At 73.9% G+C, this 20,462-nt stretch carries 19 protein-coding genes and 3 tRNA genes; 18 read left to right on the forward strand and 4 right to left on the reverse strand.

Annotated features, from left to right (window positions below):
• The first annotated feature begins 319 nt into the window (after positions 1-319).
• The 12 genes from AB0O40_RS19530 to AB0O40_RS19585 all read left to right on the forward strand — a co-directional run bounded on the left by AB0O40_RS19530 (position 320) and on the right by AB0O40_RS19585 (position 11,159).
• The gene (locus tag AB0O40_RS19530) at positions 320-1,261 is read left to right on the forward strand and encodes a peptidase (protein WP_365042822.1); all 942 of its coding nucleotides are present in this window, start codon (positions 320-322) and stop codon (positions 1,259-1,261) included.
• Positions 1,262-1,321: 60 nt separating this feature from the next.
• Positions 1,322-1,409 (forward strand) — tRNA-Ser (locus AB0O40_RS19535).
• A 131-nt stretch (positions 1,410-1,540) separates the two neighbouring features.
• Positions 1,541-2,434, forward strand: a complete 894-nt coding sequence (locus AB0O40_RS19540; RefSeq protein WP_365042825.1) for a S41 family peptidase — start codon at positions 1,541-1,543, stop codon at positions 2,432-2,434.
• Between the two features lie 183 nt (positions 2,435-2,617).
• Entirely contained in the window at positions 2,618-2,953 is a 336-nt protein-coding gene (locus tag AB0O40_RS19545) for a DUF6344 domain-containing protein (protein ID WP_365042828.1), read from the forward strand.
• A 359-nt stretch (positions 2,954-3,312) separates the two neighbouring features.
• Positions 3,313-3,630 (forward strand): hypothetical protein, encoded by a 318-nt coding sequence (locus AB0O40_RS19550; protein WP_365042831.1) that lies wholly within the window; start codon positions 3,313-3,315, stop codon positions 3,628-3,630.
• 180 nt (positions 3,631-3,810) lie between these two features.
• Positions 3,811-4,974, forward strand: a complete 1,164-nt coding sequence (locus tag AB0O40_RS19555; protein WP_365042834.1) for an acyl-CoA dehydrogenase family protein — start codon at positions 3,811-3,813, stop codon at positions 4,972-4,974.
• A 104-nt stretch (positions 4,975-5,078) separates the two neighbouring features.
• On the forward strand, positions 5,079-5,990 hold the full coding sequence (locus AB0O40_RS19560) for an OB-fold domain-containing protein (protein ID WP_365042947.1): 912 nt from the start codon (positions 5,079-5,081) through the stop codon (positions 5,988-5,990).
• Entirely contained in the window at positions 5,990-7,066 is a 1,077-nt protein-coding gene (locus tag AB0O40_RS19565; protein WP_365042837.1) for an acyl-CoA dehydrogenase family protein, read from the forward strand. Before AB0O40_RS19560 ends, AB0O40_RS19565 begins: the two co-directional genes overlap by 1 nt.
• Positions 7,063-7,455 (forward strand): MaoC family dehydratase, encoded by a 393-nt coding sequence (locus AB0O40_RS19570; RefSeq protein ID WP_365042840.1) that lies wholly within the window; start codon positions 7,063-7,065, stop codon positions 7,453-7,455. The genes AB0O40_RS19565 and AB0O40_RS19570 overlap by 4 nt, the downstream gene beginning before the upstream one ends.
• Positions 7,452-8,621 carry a lipid-transfer protein gene (locus AB0O40_RS19575; protein WP_365042843.1) on the forward strand — a complete coding sequence of 390 codons (1,170 nt, stop codon included), beginning with the start codon at positions 7,452-7,454 and terminating at the stop codon, positions 8,619-8,621. Before AB0O40_RS19570 ends, AB0O40_RS19575 begins: the two co-directional genes overlap by 4 nt.
• Positions 8,622-8,786: 165 nt before the next feature.
• Positions 8,787-9,308: a SigE family RNA polymerase sigma factor gene (locus AB0O40_RS19580; RefSeq protein WP_365042846.1), complete on the forward strand. Its 522-nt coding sequence runs from the start codon at positions 8,787-8,789 to the stop codon at positions 9,306-9,308.
• 201 nt (positions 9,309-9,509) lie between these two features.
• Positions 9,510-11,159, forward strand: a complete 1,650-nt coding sequence (locus AB0O40_RS19585) for a long-chain fatty acid--CoA ligase (RefSeq protein ID WP_365042849.1) — start codon at positions 9,510-9,512, stop codon at positions 11,157-11,159.
• Here the strand turns inward: AB0O40_RS19585 and AB0O40_RS19590 are convergent.
• From AB0O40_RS19590 to AB0O40_RS19600, 3 genes are all read right to left on the reverse strand, one after another.
• Positions 11,143-11,727, reverse strand: coding sequence for an antibiotic biosynthesis monooxygenase (locus AB0O40_RS19590; RefSeq protein ID WP_365042852.1), 585 nt, complete (start codon positions 11,725-11,727; stop codon positions 11,143-11,145). The genes AB0O40_RS19585 and AB0O40_RS19590 overlap by 17 nt on opposite strands.
• A 14-nt stretch (positions 11,728-11,741) precedes the next feature.
• Entirely contained in the window at positions 11,742-15,377 is a 3,636-nt protein-coding gene (locus AB0O40_RS19595; RefSeq protein ID WP_365042855.1) for a PAS domain-containing protein, read from the reverse strand.
• Between the two features lie 126 nt (positions 15,378-15,503).
• Positions 15,504-15,932, reverse strand: coding sequence for an SSI family serine proteinase inhibitor (locus tag AB0O40_RS19600; RefSeq protein WP_365042858.1), 429 nt, complete (start codon positions 15,930-15,932; stop codon positions 15,504-15,506).
• 172 nt (positions 15,933-16,104) lie between these two features.
• Here AB0O40_RS19600 and AB0O40_RS19605 point away from each other — a divergent pair.
• A tRNA-Ser gene (locus AB0O40_RS19605) sits at positions 16,105-16,195 on the forward strand.
• Positions 16,196-16,508: 313 nt separating this feature from the next.
• Positions 16,509-16,584: transfer RNA gene (locus AB0O40_RS19610), tRNA-Arg, on the forward strand.
• A gap of 43 nt (positions 16,585-16,627) precedes the next feature.
• Here the strand turns inward: AB0O40_RS19610 and AB0O40_RS19615 are convergent.
• On the reverse strand, positions 16,628-17,557 hold the full coding sequence (locus AB0O40_RS19615) for an SMP-30/gluconolactonase/LRE family protein (RefSeq protein WP_365042861.1): 930 nt from the start codon (positions 17,555-17,557) through the stop codon (positions 16,628-16,630).
• A gap of 108 nt (positions 17,558-17,665) precedes the next feature.
• On the opposite strand from AB0O40_RS19615, the gene AB0O40_RS19620 reads away from it, so the two are divergent.
• The 4 genes from AB0O40_RS19620 (at position 17,666) to AB0O40_RS19635 (ending at position 20,416) form a co-directional block, all read left to right on the forward strand.
• A complete protein-coding gene (locus AB0O40_RS19620) occupies positions 17,666-18,124 on the forward strand; it encodes an Lrp/AsnC family transcriptional regulator (protein ID WP_365042864.1) in 459 nt (152 codons plus the stop codon).
• A 1-nt stretch (position 18,125) separates the two neighbouring features.
• Positions 18,126-18,998, forward strand: a complete 873-nt coding sequence (locus AB0O40_RS19625; RefSeq protein ID WP_365042866.1) for a DUF2797 domain-containing protein — start codon at positions 18,126-18,128, stop codon at positions 18,996-18,998.
• 133 nt (positions 18,999-19,131) lie between these two features.
• Entirely contained in the window at positions 19,132-19,470 is a 339-nt protein-coding gene (locus AB0O40_RS19630) for an antibiotic biosynthesis monooxygenase (protein WP_365042869.1), read from the forward strand.
• A gap of 88 nt (positions 19,471-19,558) precedes the next feature.
• Positions 19,559-20,416 (forward strand): amidohydrolase family protein, encoded by an 858-nt coding sequence (locus tag AB0O40_RS19635; protein ID WP_365042950.1) that lies wholly within the window; start codon positions 19,559-19,561, stop codon positions 20,414-20,416.
• Positions 20,417-20,462 lie beyond the last annotated feature (46 nt).

Genomic DNA, 20,462 nt, shown 5'->3' on the forward strand with positions numbered 1-20,462 from the left:
TGCCCTTCGGGCATCCCAGGCCCGGGCCTGCCTCCGGACCAGCCTGCCACAGCCGTTCAAGCGGCTCCCCGCACATCCCGACCGCCCGCGGGCACGCGTAAAGGCCAAGGAGGCGCCGGCCGTGGCCGCGCCCCTCGGCACCCGGCGTCGAACCGGCCATTCCTGGCCGGATCCACGGCCCCGGCCGAGCACGCCCCTGACAACTTCTCACGGCGCGTGGCACGCTGCGCTCCGCACGCCGATCCGCACCGCTCTTCATCCCCCACCCTGCCCCGGCCCGCCGGTCCCCGGCAGCCGGGCACGGACGAAGGAGACATGCGTGAGAAGCCATCGCACCACCGCATCCGTACTGCTCGCCGCCGGCGCCCTGCTCGCCGGCGCGCTGTCCGTCGCCCCGGCCGGCGCCGCGCCCGCCCCCACGTCCTTCAGCCCCCGGCACACCCAGGGGTTCTGGACGGCCGAGCGGATGCGCGGGGCCACCCCGCTCGACCTGCAGCGGTCCCCGGGTACGGCCCTGAAGACCGTCCGGCCCGCGGGCCGGACGACCACCATCGCCCCCACCGCGGCCTCGCCGACGGCCTTCCCGCAGGCGGGCGGTGCCTGGACCGGCAACGGCGCGGTGGTGAAGACCTCGGGCCGGGTCTTCTTCACCTTCCAGGGCCGGACCGCCTCCTGCTCGGGCGACTCGATCACCAGCCGGAACGGCAGCACGGTGATCACCGCCGGGCACTGCGTGAAGTACCAGGGCGCCTGGCACACCGACTGGATCTTCGTGCCCGGCTACGCCAACGGCAATGCGCCCTACGGCCAGTGGTCGGCCACCAAGACCCTCTCCACCGACCAGTGGGTGGCGAGCGAGGACATCAACTACGACGTCGGCCTGGCCGTCGTCGCCCCGCTCGACGGCAGGACCCTGGCCTCCGTGGTCGGCGCCCAGGGCATCCAGTTCAACGGCGGCTACAACAAGCCGATGTACGCCTTCGGCTTCCCGGCCGCGGCCCCGTACGACGGCACCAAGCTGATCTACTGCTCGGGCAACAGCGGGAAGGACTTCCTCCTGTCGAAGGACCACAGCCTGGGCTGCAACATGACCGGCGGCTCCAGCGGCGGCCCCTGGTTCGCCTCCTTCAACGAGGCCACCGGCACCGGACTCCAGGTCTCGGTGAACAGCTTCGGCTACCAGTTCCTGCCCAACCGCATGTTCGGCCCGTACTTCGGCCCTGAGGCCCAGGCCGCCTACGACAAGGCCCAGACCTCCTGACCCCACGGCCGCCCCGGAACCCGTTAGGCTGTAGCCCGCTCCGCCCCGAGGGCGGCGCCTGGTGGGTTGCCCGAGCGGCCTAAGGGAACGGTCTTGAAAACCGTCGTGGCGCGAGTCACCGTGGGTTCAAATCCCACACCCACCGCCACAGGTCGGACATCGTGCCGGCCGGAAGGGGCACTCCGGTTTGCGGGGTGTCCCTTCGTCGTTCCGTGGGTGGTGAAGTGGTGAGGGAAAAGCACTGGTCAGGGCGGGGGTGGGTGTCTAGCATCGGGCCGCGTGCTGACCAATGAAGAGATCATCGAACGGGCCCTGGAACGCATCGGGGCGGGGTACGTGTTTCCGGAGAAGGTGGCCGCCGTCGAGGCGGCGGTGCGGGAGCGGGCGGCCGCGGGGGCGTACCGGGAGCTGGCCGGGCCGGAGCTGTGCGCGGCGGTGACCGCGGACCTCCAGGAGGTGTGTCCGGACAAGCACCTGCGCCTGATGTGGGTGGAGGAGGCGCAGTCGCTGGAGCCGGCCGACGAGGACGGCGGCGAGGCGGCCTTCCGGGCCCTGCTGCGGGCCGAGAACCACGGCGTCCTGCGGGTGGAACAGCTCGAGGGGAACATCGGGCTGATCGAGCTGCGGCTGATAACCACCGCGGTGGACGGCGCGGCCGTGATCGGTGCCGCCATGCAGCTGGTGGCCGGCAGTTCCGCGCTGGTCCTGGACCTGCGCCGGTGCCGGGGCGGATCGCCCGAGGGCGCCGCGATGTGGAACAGCTACTTCTTCCCCGACGACCAGGTGCACCTGAACGACATCTACAGCCGGTCCACCGACTCGACCCGGCAGTACTGGACCGCCGGCCACCTGCCCGCCCCGCGCTACCCGGACCGTCCGGTGTACGTGCTGACCAGCGCGACCACCTTCTCGGGCGGGGAGGACGTGGCGTACACCCTCCAGGCGCACGGCCGCGCGGTGGTGGTCGGCGAGACCACCCGGGGCGGCGCGCACCCGACGGCCCGTCATCCCGTGTCCGAGCACGTCCTGGTGACGGTCCCGACGGCCCGGTCGATCAACACCGTGACCGGCACCAACTGGGAGGGCGTGGGGGTCCGGCCCGATGTGGCGGTGCCCGCGGACGAGGCGCTGGAGGCGGCGCTGAAGGCCGCCCGGGACGCGATCACCTCCTAGGCCCGGCGGGTACGTGGCGGGCGGGCGCACCCCGCCCGCCACGGCCCTGCGGCGGCCCGTGCACCCAACCGAGTGGTGTTTGTCGGAAGATCGGGACGGCGGGGCGGACTCTCCGGGTTGCGGGCACATCATGACGAATGTATGCAGATCCGCCCGTCGGACTTTGGTACCCGAGGAGCCGTCATGACCAGCAGCCGTGTTCTGTCGCCGTTCTGGACCGCCATCGCCGCGGTCCTCGCCGTCCTCACCGGGATCGGCGCCCTCCTCGGACTGCGCCGGGTCCGCCCGGCGGTCGAGCCGGCGGTGCGTACCGCCGCTCCCGCCGCCGCGCTGCCGGTGTTCAGCATCCCGGCGGCCCGGTCGAACCGGGCGCGGCGCCGGCTGCGGATCGGGGCCGGCGCGCTGCCGCCCACCATCAAGCAGCGGATCGGCGCCGAGGCGCACGGCTCCTCGCCGGCCTCCCGGCGCACCGCCTCGGGTGTGTCGCGGCGCGCGGAGGACTTCGAACTGACCGCCTAGCGGTGCGCCGGGGCGCATCGGGGGCGCACGTCGGGGAAGCCCCGGGCGGCGGCGGGAATCCGCACCGCGGGGCGACCGGGACGGCGGTCCGGGCGCGACGGTGACAGGCGGAACGGTTCACCCCTTGGTGGGCCCGGGATCCGCCGGTGCGACGAGGATGACCTGGCGTTTTGGGGGCGTGGCCGGGGTTTATCCGATGTTGCTCATGCTTGAGAGGGAATCGGGGACAAGAGGGTGGTTCGCCGGGGATTCGGTGGGCAACTCTGGTCTCGCGACGTCGTCAGCACGGAACGACAGCAGGGCGGTCGGCCAACTGCCTTGCACCACACCGTACTTACGCTCCCTGGAGGACCAAGAACATGGCAAGCATCCGTACCGCCCGCATCTTCGCCGCCGTTGCCGCACTCCCCCTGGCCGCCGCCCTCTTCACGGGTGTGGCCCAGGCCGACACCGGCGTCGGCTCCTACGCGGACAACGGATCGAACTCAAGCGTCGCCGGCATCATCGGCAGCGGCGTGGGTGGCAGCAACCACGGCAACTCGTCCACCTCGCAGCAGGTCGCGACCGGCTCCGGTGCCTCCAACCAGAACAACACGGCTCAGGTCAACGGCTCCGCGTACACCGCGATCCACCAGTCCAACTCCACCGTGGCGGTGAACTTCTTCCCGTGGTGGTAGGCCTCCTCGCCCTGTGAGCGCCCGCGGGACCGGACTGGCTGGGGTCCGGTCCCGCGGGCGCCGCGGCGTTCCCGGCGGCGGTGCGCGCCCTGCCCCGGGCGCACGGGGAGCCTTGACAGTACGACATCATCTGACGGAGAGTCAGAAACCCTTAGTCGTACGTCCGGGAGGCCGCCCGCCGTGCACCTCGCCCCGACCGAGCAGCAGCTGTCCCTGCGTGCGGAACTGCGCTCGTACTTCCGTGAGTTGATGCCGGACGGGCCACCGCCGTCCGAGGACCGGGAGGGCCAGCGCGCCCTCCTGCGCCGGATCGGCGCCGACGGCCTGCTGGGCCTGGGCTGGCCCGAGGAGTACGGCGGCCGGGGCCGCGGTGCCGACGAGCAGTTCGTCTTCTTCGACGAGGCCTACCGGGCCGGCGCCCCCGTCTCGATGGTCACCCTCAACACCGTCGGCCCGACGCTGATGAAGTACGGCACCGAGGAGCAGAAGGCCTTCTTCCTCCCCCGCATCCTGAGCGGCGAGCTGGTCTTCGCCATCGGCTACAGCGAGCCCGGGTCCGGTACCGACCTGGCCTCGCTGCGCACCCGGGCGGTGCGGGACGGCGACGAGTGGCTGATCGACGGCCAGAAGATCTTCACCTCCAACGCGCAGAACGCCGACTGGATCTGGCTGGCCTGCCGGACCGATCCGGCGGCCCCCAAGCACAAGGGCATCTCGATCATCCTGGTGCCGACCGACCACCCCGGCTTCTCCTGGACCCCCATCGACACGGTCGGCGGGCTGACCACCACCGCCACCTACTACGACGGCATCCGGGTCCCGGCCGGCCGGCTGGTGGGCGAGGAGAACGCGGGCTGGGGCCTGATCACCAACCAGCTCAACCACGAGCGGGTGGCCCTCGCCGCCATCGGCATGCAGGCCGAGGACTTCTACGACGCGGCCCTCGCGCACGCCCGCACCCCCGACCCGGTCACCGGCGAACGCCCGGCCGACCGGCACTGGGTGCAGTCCCGGCTGGCCGAGGCGCACGCCCGGCTGGCCGCGGTACGCCTGCTCAACTGGCGCCTGGTGCAGGACGTCGGCGCGGGCACCCTCGCCCCCGGCGACGCCAGCGGGGTCAAGTTCCTGGGCACCGAGTCCACCGTCGAGGTCTACCGGATGTGCCAGGAGGCCGTCGGGGAGAGCGCGCTGATCCGGGCCGGCTCGCCCGGCGCCCTCGGCGACGGGGAGCTGGAGCGGATGAACCGGGCCGCCCAGATCAACACCTTCGGCGGCGGGGTCAGCGAGGTCCAGCGGGAGATCGTCGCCATGATGCGGCTCGGCATGAAGGGGAGGAAGCGGTGAGCACCCAGGTGCCCCGTACCGGGGAAGCGGCGGACCGGATAGCGGAGCCGCCGGCGGACCGGCGGCCCGCCGCGGCGGACGCGGCGGACGCGGAACCGGACCGGCTGTACGTCCTGCTCAGGGAGTTCGAGGGCCGGCCGGCCGCGACCGCGGGCCGGGGCAAGGACCCCGTCAACGAAGCCATGATCCGGCACTGGTGCGAGGCCATGGGCGACGCCCACCCGGCCTACGCCGGCCCGGACGCCGTCGCCCCGCCGGCCATGCTCCAGGCCTGGACCATGGGCGGGCTCTCCGGGCACGCCGACCGCTCCTCCGCGTACGACGAGCTGCTGGCCCTGCTGGACGGCGCGGGCTACCGCTCGGTGGTGGCCACCGACTGCGAGCAGGAGTACCTGCGCCCGCTGCGCCCGGGCGACCGCATCACCTTCGACGCGGTGATCGAGTCGGTCTCCCCGCGCAAGACCACCAAGCTGGGCACCGGTCACTTCGTCACCACGCGGATGGACGTGCAGGCCGACGGCGAGCCGGCCGGCACCCACCGCTTCCGGATCCTCAAGTACGCCCCGGCCGGCGCCCCGAAGCGCGAGGCGGCCGCCGGGGCCGGTGCCCAGCCCGCCGCCCGGCGCCCGCGCCCGGTGGTCAACCGCGACAACCGGGGCTTCTGGGACGGGGTGGCCGAGCACCGGCTGCTGATCCAGCGCTGCACCGGCTGCGGCACGCTGCGCTTCCCGTGGCTGCCCGGCTGCAACGCCTGCGCGAGCCCCGACTGGGACACCGTCGAGGCCTGCGGCGCCGGCACGGTCTTCTCGTACGTGGTGATGCACCACCCGCCGTTCCCCGCCTTCGACCCCCCCTACGCGGTGGGCCTGGTGGAACTGGCCGAAGGGGTCCGGATGATCACCAACATCACCGGGGTGCCCTACGACAAGGTGCGCATCGGCATGCCGGTCCGGCTGGAGTTCCTGCGCGTGGACGAGGACCTGGAGCTGCCGGTGTTCCGGGGGAGCGAGGGCTGATGGACTTCACCCCGAGCGAGGAGCAGGGCGCCGCCGCCGGACTGGCCGCCCAGATCTTCGGCGACCTCGCCACCCACGAACGGCTGGGCGCCGCCGGCACCGGCAGCGACGCCGAGCTCTGGAAGGCGCTCTGCGCGGCCGGACTGCCCGGGGCCGTCGAGGAGGTCGGCCTGCTGGGCCTGGTCCTGCTGCTCGAGGAGCAGGGCCGGACCACCGCCCAGGTGCCGCTGGCCGCCACCGCCGTCTACGGCATCCTCGCGCTGGCCCGGCACGGCGGCGCGGAGCAGCGCGACCGGTTGCTGCCCGGGCTGCGCGCGGGTACGACGGTGGCCACCGGCGCCTTCCCGGCCCGCGGGAGCGTCCGGTCCCCGGGCGGCCGGCTGACCGGGCTGCTGCCCGCGGTGCCCTGGCTGCGGGACGCCACCCACGTGCTGGTCCCCGACGCCGACCGGACGCTGTGGCTGGTGCGGACCGCCGATGCGGAGACCGCGCCGGTGGAGACCACCGCCCCCTGGGCCGCGGGCCGGCTGCTCCTGGACGACACCCCCGCCGAGCGGATCGGCACCGGCCCGGGGCCGTACGAGGACGTGCTCGCGCTCGCCCGTACCGCCTTCGCCGGGCTCCAGGCCGGGGTCTGCGCCGGCTCGCTGGCCCGGGCCGTCGAGTACACCTGCACCCGCGAGCAGTTCGGCCGACCGCTCTCCACCAACCAGGGCGTCCAGCTGAAGGCCGCCGACGCGTACATGGACACCGAGGCGATCCGGGTCACCGCGTACGAGGCGGCCTGGCGGACCGACGCGGGGCTGCCCGCACGCGAGCACGCCCTGACCGCCGCCTGGTGGGCCGCCGAGGGTGGCAAGCGGGTGGTGCACACCGGCCAGCACCTGCACGGGGGCATGGGCGCCGACCTCGACCACCCGGTGCACCGGCACTTCCTGTGGGGCCGCCAGCTCGACGCCTACCTGGGCTGCGGTGCCGAACTGCTCGCGGAGCTGGGCGCCGTGCTCGCCGCCGGGCCGGACCCGCAGGCGCCGCCCGCCCCCGCCTCCCCCGCGACCGCCAAGGAGCCCGCATGAAGACCGGCGACGTCCTGCCGCCCCTGGAGATACCGGTGACCCGCACGCTGATCGTGGCCGGGGCGATCGCCTCCCGCGACTACCAGGACGTGCACCACGACGCCGAGCTGGCGCGGGAGAAGGGCTCCCCCGACATCTTCATGAACATCCTGACCACCAACGGCCTGGTCGGCCGGTACGTCACCGACCGGCTCGGTCCGCGCGCCGTGCTGCGCAGGATGGCCATCCGGCTGGGCGCCCCGAACTACCCGGGCGACACGATGACCCTGACCGGGACGGTCGTGGCCGTCCGGGACACCACCGTCGAGATCCGGGTGGTCGGGGCCAACCGGCTGGGCCACCACGTCACCGGTACCGTCACCGCCGACCTCGGGGAGGCGGCGGCATGAGCGTCCGGCACCGGGACTCGCTCGGCGGCCGGGCCGCCATCGCCGGCATCGGCGCCACGGAGTTCTCCAAGGACTCGGGGCGTTCGGAGCTGAAGCTCGCCGTGGAGGCCGTCCAGGCGGCCCTCGACGACGCCGGTCTGACCCCCGCCGACGTCGACGGCCTGGTCACCTTCACCATGGACAGCAGCCCGGAGATCACGGTCGCGCAGGCGGCCGGCATCGGGGAGCTGTCCTTCTTCTCCCGGATCCACTACGGCGGCGGCGCCGCCTGCGCCACGGTCCAGCAGGCCGCGCTGGCGGTCGCGACCGGGGTCGCCGAGGTGGTGGTCTGCTACCGGGCCTTCAACGAACGCTCCGGACGCCGCTTCGGCTCGGGCGTCCAGCACCGCGAACCCTCCGCGGAGGGCGCGGCGCTGGGCTGGTCCCTGCCCTGGGGACTGCTCACCCCGGCCTCCTGGGTGGCGATGACCGCCCAGCGCTACCTGCACGCCTACGGGCTGACCCCCGAGGCCTTCGGCCACGTCGCGGTGACCGACCGCCGGCACGCCGCCACCAACCCGGCGGCCTACTTCTACGGCAAGCCCATCACCCTGGCCGACCACGCCGCCTCGCGCTGGATCGTCGAGCCGCTGCGGCTGCTGGACTGCTGCCAGGAGACCGACGGCGGCCAGGCGATCGTGGTCACCTCGGCCGAGCGGGCCCGGGACCTGCGCCACAAGCCCGCGGTGATCACCGCCGCCGCGCAGGGCGCCGGGCGCAACCAGGAGGGCATGACCAGCTTCTACCGCGACGGCCTGACCGGGCTCCCGGAGATGGACGTGGTCGCGCGGCAGCTGTGGCGGACCAGCGGACTGCGGCCCTCGGACATCGACGTGGGCATCCTCTACGACCACTTCACGCCGTTCGTGCTGATGCAGTTGGAGGAGTTCGGCTTCTGCGGCCGGGGCGAGGCGGCCGAGTTCGTCGCCGCGGACGCACTGCCCCTCAACACCCACGGCGGCCAGCTCGGCGAGGCCTACCTGCACGGGATGAACGGGATCGCCGAGGCCGTCCGACAGGTGCGCGGCACGGCGGTGAACCAGGTCGAGGGCGCGGCGCACGCCCTGGTGACCGCGGGCACCGGGGTGCCCACCTCCGGGCTGATCCTGGGCGCGGACGGCGGCTGACCGGCGGCCGGGCCCCCCGATCGGCGGGGCCCGGTCACCGAGGGTGTGAGGGTCCCCTCCACCTTCAGGAGGTGGGGACAGCCCCCCTTCTACAACCTGAGACGGACACCGCTTCGGCACTTCGGGGCGATCCCCCGAGGTGGTGCCCGCTCCTAGCGTGTAGCCATGACCACGCCTGTCTGCCCGACCGCCTCGTACCCGTCGTTCTCGTCGTACGTACGGACCCGGGGCACGGTGCTGATGCGGACCGCGCGCTCGCTCACCGCGAACCCCTGCGACGCCGAGGATCTGCTGCAGACCGCGCTCGCCAAGACGTACGTCGCCTGGGACCGCATCGAGGACCACCGCGCCCTCGACGGCTATGTCCGCCGGGCCCTGATGAACACCCGCACGTCCCAGTGGCGCAAGCGCAAGGTGGACGAGTTCGCCTGCGACGAGCTGCCCGAGCCCGAGACCTTCCCCGCCGCCGACCCCGCCGAGGCACAGGCCCTGCGCGACGCCATGTGGCGCGCGGTGACCCGGCTGCCGGACCGGCAGCGGGCGATGGTGGTGCTGCGCTACTACGAGGACCTGAGCGAGGCCCAGACGGCCGAACTGCTCGGAGTCTCCGTCGGCACGGTCAAGAGCGCGGTCTCCCGGGCCCTGGGCAAGCTCCGCGAGGACCCGGAACTCCGCCCGGCCTGCTGAGTGGCCAGGCGGTCGTGTTTCACGTGAAACATCGGGGCCCGGCTTGTGCGCCGCGCACCGCCTCGGCCGACCGGTCCTGTGCACGTGACCACACATCGTTTCCCGACGCGCTTTGTACTCCCGGGTAGTGACAGGCCCCGCCCCGCGTGCGCAGAATCGGCAGCATCCACACTGCCGCGCAGCGCCCATCGGGAGGACGCTTTGCTGAGCACCATGCAGGACGTACCACTGACCGTGACCCGCATCCTCCGCCACGGGATGACGATCCACGGGGGCTCCCAGGTCACCACCTGGACCGGCGAGGCGGAGCCGCACCGCCGGAGCTTCGCCGAGGTCGGAGCCCGGGCCGGGCAGCTGGCCCACGCCCTGCGCGACGAACTCGGCGTCCGGCCCGACGACCGCGTCGCCACGCTGATGTGGAACAACGCCGAGCACGTCGAGGCCTACTTCGCGATCCCCTCCATGGGCGCGATCCTGCACACGCTCAACCTCCGGCTCCCGGTCGAGCAGCTGGTCTTCATCGTGAACCACGCGGCCGACCGGGTGGTCATCGCCAACGGCACCCTGCTGCCGCTGCTCGTCCCGCTGCTGCCGCACCTGCCGACCGTCGAGCACGTGGTCGTCGCCGGACCCGGGGACCGCTCCGGCCTCGCCGCCCTGGACGTGCAGGTGCACGACTACGAGGAGCTGCTGGCCGGCCGCTCCCCCGAGTACGCCTGGCCCGAGCTGGACGAACGCCAGGCCGCGGCCATGTGCTACACCTCCGGGACCACCGGCGACCCCAAGGGCGTGGTGTACTCCCACCGTTCGATCTACCTGCACTCGATGCAGGTCAACATGACCGAGTCGATGGGCCTGACCGCCGCGGACACCTCGCTGGTGGTCGTGCCGCAGTTCCACGTCAACGCCTGGGGCCTGCCGCACGCGACCTTCATGACCGGCATCAACATGCTGATGCCCGACCGCTTCCTGCAGCCGGGCCCGCTCGCCGAGATGATCGTCGCCGAGCGCCCGACCCACGCCGCGGCCGTCCCGACCATCTGGCAGGGCCTGCTCGCCGAGGTCACGGCCAACCCCCGCGACATCTCCTGCATGAAGCAGGTCACCATCGGCGGCTCGGCCTGCCCGCCCTCGCTCATGGAGGCGTACGACAAGCTCGGCGTCCGCCTGTGCCACGCCTGGGGCATGACCGAGACCTCCCCGCTCGGCACCATGGCCCACCCCCCGGCCGGACTCGGCGCCGAGGAGGAGTGGCCGTACCGGATCACCCAGGGCCGCTTCCCCGCCGGGGTCGAGGCACGGCTGATCGGTCCCGGCGGCGACGTACTGCCCTGGGACGGCGAGTCGGCGGGCGAGCTGGAGGTACGCGGCAACTGGATCGCGGCGGCCTACTACGGCGGCGCCGCGGGCGAGCCGCTGCGCCCCGAGGACAAGTTCAGTGCGGACGGCTGGCTCAAGACCGGTGACGTGGGAGTCATCAGCACCGACGGCTACCTGACCCTGACCGACCGGGCCAAGGACGTGATCAAGTCCGGCGGGGAGTGGATCTCCAGCGTGGAGCTGGAGAACGCCCTGATGGCCCACCCCGAGGTCGCCGAGGCGGCCGTGGTCGCCGTCCCCGACGACAAATGGGGCGAGCGCCCGCTGGCCACCGTCGTCCTCAAGGAGGGCTCGACCGCCGACTACGCCGCCCTGCGGGCCTTCCTCGGCGAGTCCGTCGCCAAGTGGCAGCTCCCGGAGCGCTGGGCGATCATCGCCGCGGTCCCGAAGACCAGCGTGGGCAAGTTCGACAAGAAGGTGCTCCGCAGGCAGTACGCCGACGGCGAGCTGGACGTCACGACGCTGACGTGAGCCAGTTCCGCAGCAGCCGGCTGACCGCGGGCATCGCCACGTAGGTCATCAGGGTGCTGAAGACCACGGCGAAGGCCGCGGTCCGCAGGACGAAGTTGACGTCGACCAGGTACGGCCCGAGCAGCGCGTTGCCCGCCAGCGAGATCGGGAAGATGGCCAGCCCCGAGCTGATCGCCATCTTCCAGCGGGGCGGCGCGGGCCGGGTCGTACCGGGCTTGGCGAACCAGGTCTCCATGCCGGTCAGTTCCCGCCGGGCTATCTCGGTGTGGTGGTGGCCCGTGCAGTTCGCGAACCAGGCCGCCCGCTCCGGCGACGCCTGCCACCGCTCGAAGGCGCGGTGGTCCGCGAACCGGTGCACCAGGAACCAGGGCCCGCTCTCGGTCGCGGGCCGGAACAGCCCGTACCCCAGGTGCCCGTCGAAGCGCGTGGCGGTCTCCAGGATCCCGCGCGCCCACTCCTCGAAGGCCGCCTCGTGGCCGGCTTCCACCTGGCGGGCGATCAGCAGGGTGACCTCGCCGTTGTCGGCGGGCACCGTGGTGGGCTTCTCCAGCTCCTCAGTTCTGCGCATGGCAGTCAGAGTGGCTAATTGGTGCCGATCTTGGCCAGCAGGTCCACGATGCGGCCCTGCACCTCGGCCGTGGTCGAGCGTTCCGCGAGGAAGAGCACGGTCTCGCCGGAGCCGAGCCGGTGCAGCTCGTCCTTGTCGATGCCGGCGGAGGTGTAGACGACCAGCGGGGTGCGGTTCAGCTGCCCGTTGGCGCGCAGCCAGTCCACGATCCCGGCCCGGCGGCGGCGCACCTGCATCAGGTCCATCACCACCAGGTTGGGCCGCATCTGCGTGGCCAACTGCACGGCGTCCGTGTCCGCGCCGGCCCGGCCCACCTGCATGCCGCGCCGCTCGAGGGCGGCCGCGAGCGCACCCGCGATCTCCTCGTGCTCCTCGATCAGCATCACCCGGGGCGGGTGCTGGTCGCTGTCCCGGGGCGCCAGGGCCTTCAGGAGTACGGCGGGATCCGCGCCGTACGCCGCTTCCCGGGTCGCCTGGCCCAGTCCGGCCGTCACCAGCACGGGCACCTCGGCCGCCACGGCGGCCTGGCGCAGCGACTGGAGGGCGGTACGGGTGATCGGCCCGGTCAGCGGGTCGACGAAGAGGGCCGCCGGGAAGGCCGCGATCTGCGCGTCGACCTCCTCGCGGGAGTGCACGATCACGGGCCGGTAGCCGCGCTCGCTGAGCGCCTGCTGGGTCTGCCCGTCGGGCGCCGGCCACACCAGCAGCCGCCGGGGGTTGTCCAGCGGCTCCGGGGGCAGTTCGTCGTCCACCGGCTGCGGCACGGGCCGGTTGACCACCTCGACCGCGCCACCGGGGCCGTCCAGCGGCTCGGGGCCCTCGGCGGCGCCCTCCTCCGGGGCTCCTATGGCGAAGGCCCGGCCCGGCTCGGACTGTTCGGCCAGCCGGCGCCGCCGGCCGGGGCCGCCGTCCTGCGCGGGCGCCGCGGCGGGCCCGCCCTGCTGGGCCGGTACGGGCGGCTGGGCCAGCGCCACGCCCTGGCCGAGGGTCCGTACGCTGATCGGCCCCGCGGGGGTGTCCTGCGGCTGGCGGGCGGCGGGCAGCGGCACGGGACCGCCGGCCTGCTCGCCGTCCTCGGGCGCGGTCCGGGCGGCGGGCACCGGCCAGGCGGGGGTGGCCGGCAGCGCCCGGCGGCGGCCGCTGGGGGCCGGCAGCGGGTGGGCCTGCGGGGGCGTGTGGTCGTCCTCGGCGAGGGCGGTGCCGTGCGTCTCCTGGTCCGGGCTGCCCAGGGCACGGCGGCCGCGCCGGCCGGCCGGGGTGTTCCCGGCGGCCTGTGCGGGCAGGGCGGTGAGCCCGCCGGGAGCCGGCTGCGCGGGGCTCAGCCCCTGGGGGGTGTCCCCTTTGGCGGCCTCGGACCCGCTGCCGGGGGCGTTGTGGTGGGGCGGGACCCGGCTCGGGCCGCCGTGCCCGGGCGCGGCTCCCGCGTCCGGGGTCCGGGCGGCGGGAGCGCCCGGGAGGGCGAAGGGCGCACCGGCCCCGTCGGAGTCGTCGGGGGTCCCCGGCGGGCGGCCCGGCAGGGCGAAGGCCGGCGCGGCGGGCTCCGGTGCGGCCGGGGCCGCCGGCATGGCGAAGCCGCCGGGCGGGGCGATGGGGGACGGGGCGTCAGCCGGGGCCTCGGGCCGGGCGTTCGGCCCGGCCTGCACGGCCGGAGCGAGCCCCTGGGGGCCGCTCGGGACCGGCCCGTCGGGGGCGCCGGGCAGCGCGAGCCCGGTACCGGGCTCGGCACCGGGGGCGGGCAGGGCGCGGCGGCGGCCCCGCGGGGCGTCCGCGGCCTGCTCCGGCGCGTCCTCGGCGGCGGAGAGGGCCAGTGCCCGGCGGCGGCCGCCGCCCGGGGCGTCGTCCTGGCCGGCGGCCGGCAGGGCCGGCAGCGGGGCCGCGCCGGGTTCGTCCCCGGCCCGCCCGCGACGTCGGCCGGTCGCCAGTCCGGCCGGATCCACGGGTGACTGGGCCAGCTCGGCGGGACCAGCCGGGGCCTGGGGCGCGGCGGGTGCCCGGCGCCGGCCGGACGGCAGCGCCAGCGCGCCGCCCTCCTCGCCGGCCGGAGGCTCCTCGTCCAGGAAGGCGTCCACCCCGCGGCGGGCCCGCCGTCCGGTGGGACCCTCGGCGGCCGGTCCGGCGGCCGGGGGACCGGCCTGGGCGGCGGCCTCGGGGGCCGGCTCCGGCTCGGGCTCGGGGTCGGGCAGCGTCACCGTGCCGGCGCCGGCGCCGAGCGGCACCTCGAGGACGTACGCGCCGCCCGGGGCGCCCGGAACCTCCACGGTCTGCAGGACGCCCGCGTGCGCGCTCACGATGCCCCGGACGATCGGCTCGTGGACCGGGTTGCCGCCGGGGTAGGGCCCGCGGACCTCGATCCGTACGACGTCCCCGCGCTGGGCCGCGGCCACGACCACGGTGGAGTCCAGGTAGCCGCCGGCCGTCACCGGCGCCTTGCCGGTGGAGTCCACCCCGGCGACGTCGGCGATCAGGTGGGCCAGTGCGACCGCGAGCCGGTCCGGGTCGACCTCGGCCTCGATGGTGGGCGCGTGCACCGCGAACTGTGCGCGGCCGGGCCCGATGAGCTCGATCGCGCCCTCGACGCCGGCCGAGACGACCCCGTCGAGCAGCACCTTCTCCTTGGCGAGCTTCGCGCCGCCGGCGTCGAGCCGCTGGAAGCCGAGGACGTTGTCGACCAGCTTGGTCATCCGCGAGTAGCCGGCCGCCAGGTGGTGCAGCAGCTGGTTGGCCTCCGGCCACAGCTGGCCGGCGTCGTCCGCGGCGAGGGTGGCCAGTTCGCCGCGCAGCTCCTCCAGCGGGCCGCGCAGCGAGTCCCCGAGCACCGCGAGCAACTGCGCGTGGCGCGCCGCCAGGGCGTCGTAGGGGCGCCGGTCGGTGAAGGTCATCACGGCGCCGACGAGCTGTTCGCCGTCGCGCACCGGGGAGGTGGTCAGGTCGACCGGGACGGGCTGGCCGGCCTTGTTCCAGAGGACCTGGCCGCGCACCCGGTGCTTGCGCCCGGAGCGCAGGGTGTCGGCGAGCGGGGACTCCTCGTAGGGGAAGGGCGAGCCGTCCGCCCGCGAGTGGACGGCCAGGGAGTGCAGTTCGCGGTTGCCGAGCTCGGTGGCCCGGTAGCCGAGGATCTGGGCGGCGGCCGGGTTGACCAGGACCACGCGGCCGTCGGTGTCGGTGCCGACCACGCCCTCGGCGGCGGCGCGCAGGATCATCTCGGTCTGCCGCTGCGAGCGGGCCAGTTCGGCCTCGGTGTCCACGGTGCCCGAAAGGTCCCGTACGACCAGCATGAGCAATTCGTCGCCGGTGTACCGGTGCTGGTCGGCGTAGGCGTCCCGGCCGTCCTCCAGCGAGGCGCTGGTGACCTCGACCGGGAACTCCGTGCCGTCGGTGCGCCGGGCCGTCATGCGGGTGGGCTTGGTGCGGCCGGGCTCCACCTCGCCGGGCCGGCGCATGGAGCCGGGGATCAGCTTGGAGTCGAACTCGGGCAGCAGCGAGAGCAGACCGCGGCCGACCAGGCCGGTGCCGGGGGACTCGAAGACCTCGAGGGCGATGGAGTTGGCGTTGACGACGGTGCCGTTGGCGTTGACGAGCAACAGCGCGTCCGGCAGTGCGTCGAGTATGGCTGCGAGGCGAGCAGCGCCTCGGGATGGCCTGCTGCTCACGTGGATCGCTTCCTCCCTGACTACCGGCATGTCACGGGGGGAGTCTAAGGGCTCCGATCCGCCGGGCGGCGGCGGATGAGGGGGAGCTCTCATCGGATCGGGCCTTCCCGGGGACGCCGTGCCTGGTCAGGAGCGCGGAGTCGGAAGGAGAGGTTCCAACTCGTGCCACCTGCTGATCTCGCAGCCGTCGGTCCTTTTGAAGGTGGTGTCCACCCGGTGGCCGTGCCACGTTCCGGTGACCCGGGCGGTGGCCGGGCCGCCGTAGAGCGTGCTGCACAGCTGGCGGGTGCCGACCGGGGCGAAGGGGTCCTGGCCCTCCCGGCCGAGCTGGTCGAGCCGGTCGCACGCCCGCTTCGCCTGCGGGTGGTTGCCGCCGGGCGGGTCGCACTCCAGCTTGTACGTGCCGTCGTACGCGCTGCCGCTCTCGGACACGGTCACGGTGAGCCGGTCCGGCGGCGGGGCCGGCGGGTCCAGCAGCCCGAGCGAGGGCAGCGGGGGCAGCGGCCCGGCCGCGACGGCGGAGGCGACGGCGGCGAGGGCGAGATGGCGCAGCATGACGGCTCCCGGGGGCGGTGGGTCGTACCCGTGACCAACGAGCCGGGGCGGTCGATGTTGCGCGGGTAAGGCTTTGCCCTGCCCGGCCGACGCCTAGTACCGTGGGGGTGGATTGGTGACCGGGCAGTGACCTGTGTCATCATCTGCACGCACCCCCGTACGGGAGTGAGCTGGAGGCGTCGCCTAGTCCGGTCTATGGCGCCGCACTGCTAATGCGGTTTGGGTCTTAAAGCCCATCGAGGGTTCAAATCCCTCCGCCTCCGCGCTGTGAACACCGAAGCCCCGGTCCCCTGGACCGGGGCTTCGGTCGTTTCCGGGACGCTCGGGCGGGTGAACGGACGAACGGACGGCCCGATCGGGCGCGGGCGCGCCGGGGGCGTACCGGGGCGTACCGGGAGGGCGCCCCTGGCGGGTTTCCCGCCCCCGGCCTTCAGTCCCTGAACCCACCGGATCCCACCCTTCCGGGGTGTTTTCCCAGGTCAGAGGCGGTTTGGCTAATGGATTTCGCGTCCCGGCGAGGTCCATGTATTGTTGTTCTCGCAAGGCCAACGGGGCGAAAAACCCCGGGAAGCACAAGCACTCGTAGCTTAACGGATAGAGCATCTGACTACGGATCAGAAGGTTGCAGGTTCGAATCCTGCCGAGTGCACCAGCGAGAAGGACCCGGACGTAAGTCCGGGTCCTTCTGCGTTTGGTCAGGGGTGGACGCGGGGGAGGCCGGTGACCGAGAGGGTCAGGGCGTAGAGGCTCGTGGTCGCCGTGATGAAGAGGCGGTTGAGCTTGGGGCCGCCGAAGGCGATGTTCGAGACGGGCTCGGGGACGCGGATGCGGCCGATCAGGGTGCCGTCCGGGGCGTAGCAGTGGACGCCGTCCGCCATGGCGGCGGCCCACAGGCGGCCCTCGTCGTCGAAGCGGATGTTGTCGAAGCGGGCCGGGCCGCCGGGCCGGGCGGCGGTGAAGACCTCGCCGTCGGAGAGGGTGCCGTCCTCGCGGACGTCGAAGACGCGGATGTGGCCCTCGCGGGTGTCCGAGACGTACAGGCGGGACTCGTCGGGGGAGAAGACCAGGCCGTTCGGGCCCCCGAAGCCGTCGGCCACCAGGCGGACCTCGCCGGTGGCCGGGTCCGCGCGGTAGACGTGGCAGCCGCCGATCTCGGCGGGCGCGCGGTGTCCCTCGTAGTCACTGGTGATGCCGAAGTCGGGGTCGGAGAACCAGACCGAGCCGTCGGAGCGGACCACGGCGTCGTTCGGGCTGTTCAGCCGCTTGCCCTCGAAGCGGTCGGCGATGACGGTCAGGGAGCCGTCGGGCTCGGTGCGGGTGACCCGCCGGTTGCCCTGTTCGCAGGTGATCAGGCGGCCCTCGCGGTCCAGGGTGTTGCCGTTGCTGTGGCCGGCCGGGGAGCGGAAGAGGCCGGTGGTGCCGGTGGCCTCGTCCCAGCGCAGGATCCGGTCGTTGGGGATGTCGCTCCAGATCAGCTGGCGCCAGGCGGGCAGGTAGAGCGGCCCCTCGGCCCAGCGGTTGTCGTCGTGCAGCCGCTCCAGACGCATGTCCCCGTTGGCGCAGCGTCCGGTACGGAAGCGCTCGTCCAGGATCTCGTACAGCGAAGCGTCGGCTATGGAAGACATGCGGCTGCCCCTTGGGTGAAAGTGCCGAATTGTGTTCGGCTTCGATCAGAGATTGCAGGATGAGGTACGGTCCTCGCAAGGGTTTTCCGGACGGGAGGGCGGGGCGCGGTGGACGAGATCGACCGGCGGCTGCTGGCGCTGCTGCAGGAGGACGCCACCCAGGCCTACGCGGCGCTGGGCAAGGCGGTCGGGCTGTCGGCGGGCGCGGCGCACGAGCGGGTGCGCAAGCTCCGCGAGCGGGGGGTGATCCGCCGGACCACCGTCGAGGTCGACCCGGCGGCCCTGGGCCAGGGGGTGCTGGCCTTCGTGATGGTGGACTCCTCGGCCTGGATGGGCGATTCGGCGGCGGCCTTCGCGGCGATCCCCGAGATCCAGGAGGCGCACGTGATCGCGGGCGCCGCGTCCATGCTGGTCAAGGTCCGCACCGCGACCACCGAACAGCTCCAGGACGTGTTGCGGCGGCTGTTCGCCATCGACGGGGTGAGCGGCACACAGGCCACCGTGGCGCTGGAGACCTTCTTCGAACGGCCGGTCTCCCCGGGGGCCCCGCAGCAGAAGCCGCAGTGACGTGTGGAGCTGCACCGGGGTCCGCTGGAGCCCCGACGGGCCCGCGCTGACCTGGTACGGACCGGGCCGCGGCAGCCGTAGCAGCCCGCTGCGGTACGGGCGGGCGCTGGCCTTCCGGGCCGAGGGCGTGCGGCGGTGCACGGGGGTGCGGCGGGCCGGCCGGCTGACCCCCTGTCCGGGCGGCCGGGAGATCCCGGCGGGGGCCGGCCGGGACCAGTGCGCCGAGTGCGCCCGGCTGGACCGGTCCTTCTCGGTGGCCGCCGACACCAACGCGGCCGACCCGCGCACCTACCGGGTCTACCTGGCGTGGTTCGGGCCGGGCCTGACGAAGGCCGGCATCACCGCGGAGGAGCGCGGCCCGGTGCGGCTGCTGGAGCAGGGCGCCGTCGCGTACTGCTGGCTGGGCCGGGGGCCGCTGATGGCGGCCCGTCGCACCGAGGAGGTGCTGCGGGCCGGGCTGGGGGTGCCCGACCGGATCCCGTACGCGCGCAAGCGGGCGGTGCGCGACCGGCTGCCGCCGTTCGCCGAGCGGCGGGCGGAGCTGGCGGCCCTGCACGCGCGGGCCGCCGCGCTGCCCGGCCGGGCCGAGACCCTGGAGACGCTGCCCTGCGAGGTCGCGGACCACACGGAGGCCTTCGGACTGGCCGGGCTGCCCCGGCCCGCCGGGGTGGTGGCCGGGCTGACCGCGGGCGGGACGGTGGCCGGGGTGCTGGCCGGGGCCGCCGGTCCCGATCTGCACTTCGCGGACGGGCTGGTGGTGGACACCCGGCTGCTGTCCGGCTGGGTGCTGGCGGCGGCGGACCCGGCCGCGCGCACCTCCGTGCCGGTGGTGCCGGTCGCGGAGCCGCCCGCGGAACCCGACGGGTTGTTCTGAGGGAGCCCCGGCCCGGGCGCGGGCCGGGGTCGCCGGACCGGTCCGCGGCCCGACGGCGGACCAAGGTCAAATCTTGGATCCCTTCGCGCCGGGCGGTGGACAGCCGGCGGGGCCGCCGCAGAAGGTGAGGGTCATGAGCATCCAGCCACTTCCCGCATTCGAACCGCCTTACCTGATGACGGTGTTCACCTCCGTTCGCACCGGCGAGGCGCCCGGTTACGCGGAGACCGCCGTCCGGATGGCCGAGCTGGTCAAGGAGATACCGGGGTACCTCGGCCACGAGAACGCGCACACGCCCGGCGGCCTGAGCATCACCGTCGCGTACTTCCGCGACGAGGCCGCGCTCACCGAGTGGCGTACCCAGCAGGAGCACCAGCGGGCCCAGAAGCAGGGCCGCGACGAGTGGTACGACAGCTACACCGTGCACGTCGCCACGGTCGAGCGGAGCCACGGCTTTGTGCGCAAGCACTGACTCCTGCGCGGACCCGGCGGCCGGACCGGCCGCCGGGTCCGCCGGCTTCCCGGGGGCCGCCGCGGGCACCGCCCGGACCGAGGCGGCCGTGCGCGGCTTCGCCGCCCGGCTGGGGCTGCCGGGGCTGGTGGACGTCCACACCCACTTCATGCCGGAGCGGGTGCTCGCCAAGGTCTGGGACTACTTCGACGCGGCGGGCCCGCTGACCGGGGTCCCCTGGCCGATCACCTACCGGCGCGCGGAGGACGAACGGGTGGCGCTGCTGAGCCGCTTCGGGGTCCGGGCCTTCACCGCGATGCTGTACCCGCACAAGCCAGCCATGGCGGCCTGGCTCAACGCCTGGGCCGCCGAGTTCGCCGCCCGCACGTCGGACTGCCTGCACACGGCCACCTTCTTCCCGGAGCCCGGGGCCGAGGGGTACGTCCGCACGGCGCTGGAGCAGGGCGCCCGGGTCTTCAAGGCGCACGTCCAGGTGGGCGGCTACGACCCGAACGACGTCCTGCTGGACCCGGTGTGGGGGCTGCTCGCGGAGGCCGGCACACCGATCGTGATCCACTGCGGCTCGGGGCCCGCCCCCGGCAAGCACACCGGCCCGGAGCCGGTCTCGCGGCTGCTGGCCCGGCACCCCCGGCTGCCGCTGGTGATCGCCCACATGGGGATGCCGGAGTACGCCGACTTCCTCGGGCTGGCCGAGGCCCACCCGTCGGTCCGGCTGGACACGACCATGGCCTTCACGGACTTCGCCGAGCGGCTGCGGGGCTTCCCGGTGGCCGAGCGGGGGCGGCTGGCCGCGCTCGGGGACCGGATCCTGCTCGGGACCGACTTCCCGAACATCCCCTACCCGTACGAGCACCAGCTCACGGCCCTCGAACGGCTCGGGCTGGGTGACGACTGGTTGCGCGCGGTGTGCCACGACAACGCGGCGGACCTCTTCGGACTGGGGTGAGGGTTTTCTCAGGAGATTCACAGACGGGCGCAAGAGGGCTCTCAGC

Origin of the sequence: Streptomyces sp. NPDC089919 (genome assembly GCF_040684615.1) — a bacterium.
Taxonomy (GTDB): Bacteria; Actinomycetota; Actinomycetes; order Streptomycetales; family Streptomycetaceae; genus Streptomyces.